This is a genomic window from Streptomyces sp. 2P-4 (genome assembly GCF_030167965.1).
Taxonomy (GTDB): domain Bacteria; phylum Actinomycetota; class Actinomycetes; order Streptomycetales; family Streptomycetaceae; genus Streptomyces; species Streptomyces globosus_A.
Genome location: NZ_CP095011.1, coordinates 2503074 through 2514633, shown reverse-complemented (window position 1 = coordinate 2514633; position 11560 = coordinate 2503074). Strand labels below are relative to the sequence as shown.

12 protein-coding genes are annotated in these 11560 nt (G+C 74.2%); 9 read left to right on the top strand and 3 right to left on the bottom strand.

Annotated elements, in window-relative coordinates; genetic code table 11:
* Positions 1 to 76 precede the first annotated feature (76 nt).
* Positions 77 to 1027: an NAD(+) diphosphatase gene (gene nudC / locus MUK52_RS10515; RefSeq protein ID WP_114054057.1), complete on the top strand. Its 951-nt coding sequence runs from the start codon at positions 77 to 79 to the stop codon at positions 1025 to 1027.
* Between the two features lie 131 nt (positions 1028 to 1158).
* Here nudC and MUK52_RS10510 read toward each other — a convergent pair whose 3' ends face one another.
* Positions 1159 to 1419, bottom strand: coding sequence for a glutaredoxin family protein (locus MUK52_RS10510; protein WP_114054058.1), 261 nt, complete (start codon positions 1417 to 1419; stop codon positions 1159 to 1161).
* 171 nt (positions 1420 to 1590) lie between these two features.
* Between MUK52_RS10510 and MUK52_RS10505 the strand changes: the two genes are divergently transcribed.
* The 5 genes from MUK52_RS10505 to MUK52_RS10485 all read left to right on the top strand — a co-directional run bounded on the left by MUK52_RS10505 (position 1591) and on the right by MUK52_RS10485 (position 5520).
* The gene (locus MUK52_RS10505; RefSeq protein WP_502963553.1) at positions 1591 to 3783 is read left to right on the top strand and encodes an ATP-dependent DNA helicase UvrD2; all 2193 of its coding nucleotides are present in this window, start codon (positions 1591 to 1593) and stop codon (positions 3781 to 3783) included.
* A 167-nt stretch (positions 3784 to 3950) separates the two neighbouring features.
* Positions 3951 to 4283, top strand: coding sequence for a hypothetical protein (locus tag MUK52_RS10500; RefSeq protein WP_428985394.1), 333 nt, complete (start codon positions 3951 to 3953; stop codon positions 4281 to 4283).
* 184 nt (positions 4284 to 4467) lie between these two features.
* Positions 4468 to 4839 (top strand): WhiB family transcriptional regulator, encoded by a 372-nt coding sequence (locus MUK52_RS10495; protein ID WP_114054060.1) that lies wholly within the window; start codon positions 4468 to 4470, stop codon positions 4837 to 4839.
* Positions 4836 to 5165: a putative WhiB-interacting protein gene (locus MUK52_RS10490; protein WP_114054061.1), complete on the top strand. Its 330-nt coding sequence runs from the start codon at positions 4836 to 4838 to the stop codon at positions 5163 to 5165. Before MUK52_RS10495 ends, MUK52_RS10490 begins: the two co-directional genes overlap by 4 nt.
* Positions 5166 to 5313: 148 nt before the next feature.
* Positions 5314 to 5520, top strand: a complete 207-nt coding sequence (locus MUK52_RS10485) for a hypothetical protein (RefSeq protein WP_114054062.1) — start codon at positions 5314 to 5316, stop codon at positions 5518 to 5520.
* Positions 5521 to 5544: 24 nt separating this feature from the next.
* On the opposite strand, the gene MUK52_RS10480 is transcribed toward MUK52_RS10485, so the two are convergent.
* Together MUK52_RS10480 and MUK52_RS10475 are read right to left on the bottom strand one after the other, a co-directional pair.
* The gene (locus tag MUK52_RS10480; RefSeq protein WP_284575709.1) at positions 5545 to 6873 is read right to left on the bottom strand and encodes an ABC1 kinase family protein; all 1329 of its coding nucleotides are present in this window, start codon (positions 6871 to 6873) and stop codon (positions 5545 to 5547) included.
* 183 nt (positions 6874 to 7056) lie between these two features.
* Complete coding sequence (locus MUK52_RS10475) at positions 7057 to 8163, bottom strand: ThiF family adenylyltransferase (RefSeq protein WP_114054064.1); 1107 nt, start codon at positions 8161 to 8163, stop codon at positions 7057 to 7059.
* A gap of 269 nt (positions 8164 to 8432) precedes the next feature.
* Between MUK52_RS10475 and MUK52_RS10470 the strand changes: the two genes are divergently transcribed.
* The 3 genes from MUK52_RS10470 (at position 8433) to MUK52_RS10460 (ending at position 11550) form a co-directional block, all read left to right on the top strand.
* Complete coding sequence (locus MUK52_RS10470) at positions 8433 to 8972, top strand: M48 metallopeptidase family protein (RefSeq protein WP_246042327.1); 540 nt, start codon at positions 8433 to 8435, stop codon at positions 8970 to 8972.
* A gap of 152 nt (positions 8973 to 9124) precedes the next feature.
* Positions 9125 to 10849 carry a TerD family protein gene (locus MUK52_RS10465; protein WP_284575708.1) on the top strand — a complete coding sequence of 575 codons (1725 nt, stop codon included), beginning with the start codon at positions 9125 to 9127 and terminating at the stop codon, positions 10847 to 10849.
* 20 nt (positions 10850 to 10869) lie between these two features.
* Positions 10870 to 11550, top strand: coding sequence for an AIM24 family protein (locus MUK52_RS10460; RefSeq protein WP_114054067.1), 681 nt, complete (start codon positions 10870 to 10872; stop codon positions 11548 to 11550).
* Positions 11551 to 11560 lie beyond the last annotated feature (10 nt).

Sequence of the window (11560 nt, the reverse complement as noted above, 5' to 3'; positions counted from 1 at the left end):
CGCCGCGCACCGCACCGCACCCAAGAGCCGCACGAGTCACGCGCCACCCAGCCTGCCCGACCACGCCCCGGGGGAATTGGAAGCACCTGTGAGCACCCACACCGAGCACCCGATCACGCTCGCCGAGCCCGGCGGCATCGACCGCGCCGCGCACCACCGCCTCGACGAGGCCTGGCTCGCCGCCGCCTGGAGCCACCCGACGACGCGGGTCTTCGTGGTCTCCGGCGGCCAGGTCCTGATCGACGACACCCCCGACGGGGGCACCGGCATCGTCATGACCCCGGCCTTCGAGGCGCCGCTCACCGAAACGCACCGCTACTTCCTGGGCACCGACGAGGACGGCGTGCGGTACTTCGCGCTCCAGAAGGACTCCCTGCCCGGCCGTATGGACCAGTCGGCCCGCCCCGCCGGCCTGCGCGAGGCCGGGATGCTGCTGTCGCCGCGCGACGCCGGGCTGATGGTCCACGCCGTCGCCCTGGAGAACTGGCAGCGGATGCACCGCTTCTGCTCCCGCTGCGGCGAGCGCACCGTCGTCGCGGCCGCCGGGCACATCCGCCGCTGCCCCGGCTGCGGCGCCGAGCACTACCCCCGCACCGACCCGGCGGTGATCATGCTGGTCACCGACGGGCAGGACCGGGCGCTGCTGGGCCGGCAGGTCCACTGGCCGGAGGGGCGCTTCTCGACGCTGGCCGGGTTCGTGGAGCCCGGCGAGTCGATAGAGCAGTCGGTGGTCCGCGAGGTCTGGGAGGAGGCGGGCGTCCGGGTCGGGGAGGTCGAGTACGTCGCCAGCCAGCCCTGGCCGTTCCCGTACAGCCTGATGCTGGGCTTCACGGCCCGCGCCGTCTCCTCCGAGATAGCCGTCGACGGCGAGGAGATCGAGGAGGCCCGCTGGTTCTCCCGGGAGGACCTGCGGCAGGCGATCGAGTCGGGCGAGGTGCTGCCCCCGTCGGGGATCTCCATCGCGGCCCGGCTGGTCGAGCGCTGGTACGGCAAGCCCCTGCCGCGGCCGCTCGCACGCACCGCGTAACCGACCGCACCCGCCCCCGCCCCCGCTCGCGCCCCCGCTCGCGCCCCCGCTCGCGGACGCGGACGCGCGAAGGCCCCCGCCGGCGGGCGGGGGCCTTCCGCACTCGGGCCCGTCCGCGGACGGGGCCGCGGTCAGACGGCGAGCGCCTGCTGCACCTGGGCCAGGCTGGGGTTCGTCATGACCGACTCGGTGCCGGCCGGCGAGACGACGAGCACGGTCGGGACGGTCTGGTTCCCGCCGTTCGCCTTCTCGACGAACGCCGCGGACTCCGGGTCCAGCTCGATGTTGATCTCGTTGTACGCGATGCCTTCCCGGTCCAGCTGGCTCTTCAGCCGGCGGCAGTAGCCGCACCAGGTCGTGCTGTACATCGTCACGGAACCCGTGTCCTGCATGCTGCGCTCCTTCGTGGGGTGTGGGCCTGGGGTGGTCCGAGTACTCGAACGTACGGGACCCCGGAGCCATTCCCGCACCCGCGGGGCGCCCGGTACGTCAAGTACGACCGCGGCGGCCCGCCTGTGGACGGCCGGTCCCGCCCGCACCGGCGGACCTGGCAGCATGGCGGGGTGACAGCAGCAACGCCCTTCCCGTCCTTCCCTTCCGGCACCGGGGGGTCCGACGGCCCGGCCGACGCGGTGCTCCAGGGCCTGGACCCGGAGCAGCGCGAGGTCGCCACGACCCTGCGCGGACCGGTGTGCGTGCTGGCCGGAGCCGGTACCGGCAAGACCCGGGCGATCACCCACCGCATCGCCTACGGCGTCCGGTCCGGGCAGCTCGCCCCGGCCAGTGTGCTGGCCGTCACCTTCACCAACCGGGCGGCCGGCGAGATGCGCGGCCGGCTGAGGGCGCTCGGCGCGGGCGGGGTCCAGGCGCGGACCTTCCACTCGGCCGCCCTGCGCCAGCTCCAGTACTTCTGGCCCCGGGCGATCGGCGGGGAGCCGCCCCGCCTCGTCGAGCGGAAGGTGCAGCTCGTCGCCGAGGCGGGCGCCCGCTGCGGCATCCGCCTCGACCGCGGCGAGCTGCGCGACGCCACCGGCGAGATCGAGTGGGCGAAGGCCACCCAGACCGTCCCCGCCGACTACCCGGCGGCCGCCCGGAAGGCGGGCCGCGAGGCCCCCCGGGACCCGGCCGAGATCGCCCAGCTGTACGGGATGTACGAGCAGCTCAAGCGCGACCGCGTCCTGATCGACTTCGAGGACGTGCTGCTGCTGACCGTGGGCATCCTCCAGGACCGCCACGACATCGCCGAGCAGGTCCGCAGCCAGTACCAGCACTTCGTCGTCGACGAGTACCAGGACGTCAGCCCCCTCCAGCAGCGGCTGCTGGAGCTGTGGCTCGGCGACCGCGACAGCCTGTGCGTCGTGGGCGACGCCGGCCAGACCATCTACTCCTTCACCGGCGCCACCCCCGACCACCTGCTGGACTTCCGCCGCCGCTACCCGCACGCCACCGTCGTCAGGCTGGTCCGCGACTACCGCTCCACCCCGCAGGTCGTCCACCTCGCGAACGGGCTGCTGGCCCAGGCGAGCGGCCGGGCCGCCGACCACCGCCTCGAACTGGTCTCCCAGCGCGAGCCCGGACCCGACCCGGTCTACGCCGAGTACGCCGACGAGCCCGCCGAGGCCGAGGGCACCGCCGCCCGGATCCGCGACCTCATCGCCGCCGGCGTGCCCGCCGGCGAGATCGCCGTCCTCTTCCGCATCAACGCCCAGTCCGAGGTCTACGAGCAGGCCCTCGCCGATGCCGGCGTCCCCTACCGGCTGCGCGGCGCCGAGCGGTTCTTCGAGCGGGCCGAGGTGCAGAGGGCGCTGCTCGCCCTGCGCGGCGCCGCCCGCTCCGCCGGCAACGACCCCCTCCTCGACGACGTCGTCGAGCTCGGCGCCCAGGTCCGCGCCGTCCTCGGCTCCACCGGCTGGCGCCCCGAGCCGCCCGCCGGCTCGGGGGCCGTCCGCGAGCAGTGGGAGTCCCTGGCCGCGCTGGTCCGCCTCGCCGAGGACTTCGCCCGCGCCCGGCCCGGGGCCACCCTGGCGGACCTCGCCGTGGAGCTGGAGGAGCGCCGGGCCGCGCAGCACGCCCCGACCGTCCAGGGCGTCACCCTGGCCTCGCTGCACGCGGCGAAGGGCCTGGAGTGGGACGCCGTCTTCCTCGTCGGCCTCACCGACGGCATGCTGCCGATCACCTACGCCAAGACCGACGAGCAGGTGGAGGAGGAGCGCCGCCTCCTCTACGTCGGGGTTACCCGCGCCCGCCACCACCTGACCCTCTCCTGGGCCCTCTCGCGCTCCCCGGGCGGCAGGCCCTCCCGCGTGCCCAGCCGCTTCCTGAACGGCCTGCGCCCGGGCTCCGGCGGCCGCGCCTCCCGCCCCGGAAGCGGCGGAGGAGCGGGCGTCGAGCGCGGCCCGGCCCGCGGGCGGGCCCGCCGCGGGCCCGTCCGGTGCCGGGTCTGCGGCCGGACGCTGACCGAGGCCGGCGAGATGAAGCTGATGCGCTGCGAGGACTGCCCGTCCGACATGGACGAGGGCCTGTACGAGCGGCTGCGCGCGTGGCGCGGGATCCAGGCCGGCCGGCAGGGCCTGCCCGCCTACTGCGTCTTCACCGACAAGACGCTGATGGCGATCGCGGAAGCGGCGCCCGGCGAGGCGGGGGAGCTGGCGGTGATCCCCGGAGTCGGCGGCCGCAAGCTCGACCGGTACGGGGCCGACGTCCTCGCCATCTGCGCAGGCAGGGAGCCCGCCGGAGGGGGCGGCGCCGACGCGTGAAAACTCGTCGGAAAAATAGTTTGCACATGCCCGCCGGATCCCCATAGGTTCTTAGCAACGGAAACGGTGGCTTCTGAGAAGCTCCGGCTCTGTGCTGTACTTATCCGAATACGCATGGGACAGGCCCCCGGGCCCCGTCCCCGAGACGCCGAGAGGAGGCGAGACCAGTGACCAGCTTCATCAACACCACCGCAATGACCGATCGCTCGGTCGCCGCTTCCTGCACGCTCGGCTCCTCCTCGCTCCTCCCGCTCACGGGTACCGGTCTGTCCGCGATTTCCGCCGACAGCTGCGTCCTGCCTGCCGCGCCCGCCGCGCTGCTCGCGAGCGAGCGGAATGAGCGACCGACCCAGGCACCGGTGGCAGTAAAGGCAGAAGCCCAGGCTCACGCCTATGGCTTTGCCGCGGCCGGTGCCGGATCCAAGACGAAGCAGACGAAGCAGCAGCACCACCTGATGTGGGCCTTCCGTGGGCTCGAACCCTGGAGTGATCCAGCCTGATCCAGCGATCAGGCCGGCGCCTTCAGGGCCGCGGAACCCCACCCGGGATCCGCGGCCCTTCTGTTTGTCCCCGAACGGGGACGGCAGACCGAAGGAGCCTCGGGACTGGCAAGACCAGGTACCAGCCGCCCCCGGCCGAACCGGGCCGGAACGACTAGACGAACAAGACGAGGAAGAAAACACCGTGCAACTCGAAGCGCACGCCCCGTCCGTACCGCAGACCCAGACGATCTCCCCGCCCGCAGTCCCGGAGGACTCCGCCTTGACTCCCCTCACCGCGCTGACCGCGCTCGACGACGCCATCGAGAACCTCGGCGTACCCGTCGCCTGCCGCACCTACGACCCGGAGGTCTTCTTCGCCGAGTCCCCGGCCGACGTCGAGTACGCGAAGTCCCTCTGCCGCACCTGCCCGCTCGTCGAGGCCTGCCTCGCCGGCGCGCTGGAGCGCCGCGAGCCCTGGGGCGTCTGGGGCGGCGAGCTCTTCGTCCAGGGCGTGGTCGTGGCCCGCAAGCGGCCCCGCGGCCGCCCGCGCAAGAACCCGGTTGCCTCGGCATGAAAGCCACCGGAACCATCGACCGCCCCCTGACGCACGACCCCCTGAAGCAGGCCCCCATGACCGCCCACACGACGAGCGAGAAGCCGCACGGCTCCGCCCCCGCAGACTTCACCACCACCGGCGCGATCACCTCGCGTCAGAACAGGACCCGCGAAATGCAACTCATCCCAGAAGCCCTGGCCCGTGCCCATATGGAGGACCGGATGCGTGAGGCCGACGCCGAGCGTCGCGCCCTGCGCCTGGTCGCCGCCCGCCGCATGCAGCGGCGAGCCGAGCGCGTCTCGCTGCGCGCCCGGCGGGCCCTCGCCATGGCCGTCATGCACTGACGAGCAGCAGCCGCCGCGCCGCCCCGCCGCCACCACCCCGGCGGCGAACCGGCGGCGCACCGGCCACTCCGGGGGGACCGGTCCGCACGGACCGGTCCCCCCGGTGCGTTGCGGTGCCGCGCAGCCGCGGCGGGGATATCGTCTGGAGGTGGACCAGCAGACCCCCCCTCCCGACCCGTCGGGAACCGAGCCCGAGCCCGCCGTCTGCGCGCGCTGCGGCACACGGTCCCCCGGCGGCGCCCCGCCCACCTGGACCTGCTCCGTCGAGAACGGGACCAGACAGTACTTCTGCGTGGACTGCGCCCGCGCCAACCTCCGCGCGATCGAGGGCCGCCTCGACTCGTCCTGGTGGTGACCGCCGGCCGCTGCCCCCGCCCGCTCACTCCCCCGGCAGGAACCCCGGCAGCCACGACTCCAGTTCGCCGCGCAGCCGCACCGTCGCCCCGAGCTGGCACAGCACCCCGATGGTGCTCAGCGTCACCCGGTGGATCAGCAGATACGACGGCGGCAGGTTGATCTGCCGGCCCAACTGGTGTGCGGGGGACCGCGGATCGGCGATGCGGGCCGCCTGCCCGCGCAGCCACGACCGCGTGAAGGTGAACTCCTCCGCCTCGACGGGCTCGACGATCGGCTTGAGGTACTCCAGCACCGCCTGCGGATCCAGCTCGATGGACTCCCGCACGAACCCCTCGCCGCACAGGTGCCCGTATATCCCCTCGGCGTCCTCCTCCAGCGTCATCCGCAGCGAGGTGCCGATCGGCTCCGGCCAGCCGCCCGGCAGCCGGTCGACCGTGCCGAAGTCCAGCACGCCCAGCCTCAGCCGGCCCTCTTCCCCCTCGATGAGCCGGAAGTTGCCCGGATGCGGATCCGCGTGCAGCAGCCCCGTCCGCGCCGGGCCGGTGAAGAGGAACCGGGCCAGCAACTGCCCCGCACGGTCCCGCTCCTCCCGGGTGCCGCCGGATATCACTTCCGACAGCGGGGTCCCCTCCAGCCACTCCGTCACCAGTACCTGCTCGCCCTGGTGCACCACCCGCGGCACCACCACGTCCGGATCGTCCTCGAACGCCTCCGCGTGCGTCCGCTGCGCCTCGGCCTCCAGGGCGTAGTCGAGCTCCTCCGCCACCCGCTCCTGCATCTCGTGGATCAGCGGCTTGAGGTCCATCCCCGGCACCAGAGGCCCCAGCAGCCCCGCGAACCGCCCCAGTTGGCGCAGGTCCGACAGCAGTGCCTCCCCGGCCCCCGGGTACTGCACCTTGACGGCCACCTCCCGGCCGTCGTGCCACACCGCCCGGTGCACCTGCCCGATCGACGCCGCCGCGGCCGGCTCGTCCTCGAACTCCCGGAACGACTCACGCCACTCCGGCCCGAGGCGCTCGGCCAGCACCTGGTGGACCGTCTGCGCGGGCAGCGGCGGCGCCGCCTCCTGAAGCTTGGTCAGAGCCGCCCGGTAGGGACCGGCGAAGTCCTCCGGCAGGGCCGACTCGAAGACGGAGAGCGCCTGCCCCAGCTTCATGGCACCGCCCTTCAGCTCGCCGAGGGTGCGGAACAGCTGGTCGGCGGTGCGCTGTTGGATCTCGCGCGCGACGATCTCCGCCGACTTGCCGCCGATCCGCTTCCCCAGCCCCCAGGTGGCCCGGCCCGCGATGCCGAGCGGCAGAGCGGCCAGCTTGACGGTACGGGTGACCGCCTTCCGGGGAAGATCAGACATGCGCCCCTCCAATTCCCAGAGTGCCGTGCCGCAGGCGGCGGTTCGGGGTGCCCTCCCCGCACCTGCGTCACAGCGCATCCTGTCATGGCCCCTCCCGGCCCCTCCCGGCCCCTCCCGGCCCCTCCGGCCCGCATCCGCCGGCCCGCGGGCAGCCGCCGCCCGCCGCCCTCACGCCCGCCGCCCTCATGCCCCCGCCTCCTGCCCCGCCGGCACAACCGCCGCCGCACACGGGCAGTCCGGATGCGGCGCCACGGCCGTCCGCTCCCAGTGCAGGGCCGGCAGGGCAGCCTCCCAGCGGGCGGCCGTGGAGGCCGGCAGCTCCCCGTCGAGGAACGACAGCGCATGGGCCGCGGCCAGCCCCGCGACGGCCGTGGCCAGCCCGAGATCGCAGGCGGCCGCCGTCCGGCGCCGGTGGGCCGAGCGCCACTGCACCAGCATCCGCGGCCAGGCCGGATCCCGGTCGACGCGCTCCCGCTCCATGCATCCCGCGCACGCCGTGACCCCCGGCAGCACCAGCGGACCCACCACCCCCGTGCCCTCCAGTACCCCCGCGTACAGGTGCGGTACCCCGGTCGCGATCCAGTCGGCCGCCACCCCCGGATCCGGCGCCCAGGACTGGAGCCCGTCCCGGGGCGCGACCACCACCAGCGCCGGCCCCGTCTCGTACCCGCCCCTCCCGGCCGACCGCGGAGCCCGCCCCGGGGCCGCCTCCCGCACCAGCGCCGCCGCCGCCTCGGCCCTGAGCCGGCCGACACTGCCGGGCCCCAGCCCGCCCGGAGCGACATCGGCCGGCTCCACCCGGCCCCCGTCGAGCACCTCGATCCGGCCCACACCCGCAGCCGCCAGCACCGCCGCAAGCACACCGCCCACCCGGCCGCTGCCCCGCACCACAACCCGTATCGCCCGCCGCGCCGCCACCCCGCGCAGGTCGCCCCCCGGCTCCCGGTGCACCAGCGACAGCGACCCCAGGTCGGGCCCGAGCCGCTCCAGCGTCTCCGGCCTGCTGCGCACCGCCTGGGCCGGCGGGCCGCCCGCCGTGGCGTCGTCGAGCAGCCCGGCCGCCGCCAGCCGCCGCACCAGCCCGTCCGCCTGCCCCGCCGGCAGGCCCATCGCCGACGCCTCCTCGCGGAGCCGGTCCATGCCCCGCGTCCCGTCGATCCGGTCGATCAGCGACCCCGTCGCCGTGTCCACCGGGCCCAGCACCACCGCGTGCGCCGGTGTCACCCCGAACTGGACCGTCTGCAGATCGCGCCACGCCCTCGCCAGGGCCGGCTTCACCTTCGGATACACGGCTTCCCCTTCCTCCGGTACGTCCGCCCATCGCCCCGCACCGCCTCGGCCACCCGTCCCCGCAACAGTGCCCGCACCCGGCCCCGGCCGCCCGTATTTGTCCACAGGCAAGGCCTATAAGGCATATGAGATGGAGAACGGGCACGTATTTCACGCCGTTCCGCGCCGTTCCGCGCCGTTCCGCGCTCTTCCGCACCGTTTCCCGTCGGCCCCGTCCGAACCGCGGAGCGCGGACCCCCCGCCCGCCGCGACCGGGTACGGTCGAAGGCGTGTCCGCCGACCCACCGCAGCGCGCCGTCGAAGTCCGCCGCAGCGCCCGCCGCAGCAAGACCGTGTCCGCCTACCGGGAGGGCGACCGCACCATCGTCCTCATCCCCGCCCGGATGTCCGAGGCGGAGGAGCGGCGCTGGGTCGGGGCCATGCTCGACAAGCTCGCCGCCCGCGAGAGCCGGAACACCGTGGGCGACGGGGAACTGATCGGGCGCGCCGAGCGTCTGTCCGGGCAGTACCTCGGCGGCCGCGCCCGCCCGAGCTCGGTGCGCTGGGTCGCCAACCAGAACACCCGCTGGGGCTCCTGCACCCCCGCCGAGGGCAGCATCCGGCTCTCGCACCGCCTCCAGGGGATGCCCGAGTACGTGGTCGACTACGTGCTGCTGCACGAGCTCGCCCACCTCCTCGTGGCCGGCCACGGACCGCGCTTCTGGGAACTCCTGGAGGCGTACCCCCGCACCGAGCGGGCCCGCGGCTACCTGGAAGGGGTGGCCGCGGCGGAACGGCACCCCAACGTGCCGCCCGCGCGCGGAGGATGAGCCGGAAGGGCGGCGCGCACCCGCACGCCGCCGGGGCCTGCCCGCCGCTGGCGCCGGATACCGGGTTGATACCGGCTTGGCCGGATGTCGTCGGATGCGGCTAGCCTGTGCGCCACGCAATTCACTGTCGGGATGGGGGACGGTCGTTACGTATGGCCAGGGAATTCCAACGCGGTCACAAGGCCAGGATCAGCGATCTCACGGCGGGCACCGACCTGTACGTGGGTGTGCAGATCGCCGGCCCCGGGCTCGCCTTCGACATCAGCTGCTTCGGCCTCGACGCCGATGAGCGGCTCTCGGACGACCGCTACTTCGTCTTCTACAACCAGCCGAAGTCGCCGGAGGAGTCCATCCAGCAGCTCGGCGCGCAGGCCGGCGACACCGAGTCGTTCCGCGTGACGCTGGACCGCATCCCGGCGAACATCCACAAGCTGTCCTTCACCGCCACCATCGACGGCGACGGACAGATGTCGCAGATCGGACCGGGCTACATCCGGATCGTGGCCGGCGGCGAGGAGGTCGTCCGGTACTCCTTCTCCGGCGCCGAGTTCAGCACCGAGCGGGCCGTGATGCTCGGCGACTTCTACCTGAAGGACGTCTGGCGCTTCGCCGCCGTCGGCCAGGGCTTCGACGGCGGGCTCGCCGCCCTGCTGCAGAACTTCGGCGGCGAGGTCGCCGAGGAGCCGGAGCAGCAGGCGCCGGCGGCCGCCGCCCCCGCCGCGGCGCCCGGCTTCGCGCCGCCGCAGGCCGCCGCCCCGGCGCCGTCGTTCGCCGCCCCCGCCGCCCCGGCGCCGTCGTTCGCCGCCCCCGCCGCCCCGGCGCCCCAGGCTCCGCCCGCCCCGCAGCAGCCGCAGGCCCCGCAGCAGCCGCAGGCCCCCCAGCAGCCCCAGGCTCCCGTACCGCAGTACCAGCAGCCGGCCCCCGCCGCCCCGGTGCACTCGGCCCCCACCATGGCCGCGCCGATCGCCCCGCCGGCCCCGCCGGCCCAGGCTCCGTACGGCCAGCAGCCCGGCACCCCGTCCTACGGCCAGGCACCGCAGCCCTCGTACGGCCAGGTCCCGCAGCCCTACGGCCAGCAGCCCCCGCACCAGCCCCAGCCCTCCTTCGGCGGCCAGGTCCCCGGCCAGCCGGCCCCGTACGGCCAGGCCCCGGTCCCGGCACAGGCCCCGGGCCCGTACCCGCAGCCCGTCCCCGGCCAGGCCCCCCGGGCCGCCGGCCCCGGCCTCGGCGCAGCACTGCAGGTGTACAAGGAGGCCCCCACCGGCGCCCGCTGGACCGCGCAGAACCAGCAGCTCGTCCGCGTCGACCTCGCCATGGGCGGCCAGCCCGTCCTCGCCCGCCAGGGCAGCATGGTCCTCTACCAGGGCAAGGTCGACTTCAGCTACAAGGGCGCCGGCTTCGCCGGCCGCGTCGTCGGCAACGCCACCGGCCAGGAGATGCAGCTGATGCGCTGCACCGGCCGCGGCCAGGTCTTCCTCGCCGAGAACGGCGCCCACCTGCACACCGTCGAGCTCCAGGGCGACGGCATCTGCGTCTCCGCCGAGAACGTCCTCGCCTTCGACGAGTCGCTGCACCACGAGGTCCGCCGCATCGAGGGCCACGGCATCCCCGGCGGCGCCCTCTTCACCATGCTCTTCCAGGGCACCGGCACCGTGGTCGTCAAGACGCACGGCACGCCCGTCGTGCTTCCCGTCACCCCGACCACCTTCGCCGACAGCAACGCGATCGTGGCCTGGTCGGCCGCCTCCCAGGTGATCGTTTCCAGTCAGGTCCGACTGCGGCGCAACGCCTACCCCGGCCACAGCGGGGAGACCGTGAACCTCCAGTTCCGCGGCGCACCCGGCAACTTCATCGTCGTCCAGCCGTACGAGGTCTGAGGGAGCCCGTCATGAACGCAATGAACCAGCAGCTCGCGGGCTACGCCCCCACCCCCGTCACGGCCCGCATGGAGAACCACGGCCCGTCCATGCTCAAGGTCGCCATGCAGACCGGCCAGGACCTCTTCGCCCGCACCGGGTCGATGGTCGCCTACGAGGGCTTCATCCAGTACGAGCCGAACCCGCCGGCCCTGCGCCAGATGGCCTCGCAGTGGCTGACCGGCGAGGGCGCGCCGGTGATGAAGTGCAGCGGCGACGGCCTGCTCTACCTCGCCGACTACGGCGCGGACGTCGTCGTCGTCAACCTCGACAACGACGCCCTCTCGGTCAACGGCACCAACCTCCTCGCCTTCGACGCCCACCTCCAGTGGGGTGTCGAGCGCGTCAAGGGCCTGGCCAAGTTCGCCGGCCAGGGCCTGTTCAACGTGCAGGTCGCCGGCACCGGATGGGTCGCGATCACCTCGCGCGGCACCCCGATCGTCGTCGACTGCGGCCGCGGCGAGGACGAGACGTACGTCGACCCGGACGCGCTCGTCGCCTGGTCCCCGAACCTCAAGGTGAAGGGCAAGCGCAGCTTCAAGGCCTCGTCGATGATCGGCCGGGGCAGCGGGGAGGCCTACCAGATGGCCTTCTCCGGCCAGGGCATCGTCGTCGTACAGCCCAGCGAGGACAGCAGCGACCGGCTCCGGACCCGGGGCTGAGGGGGAGCGG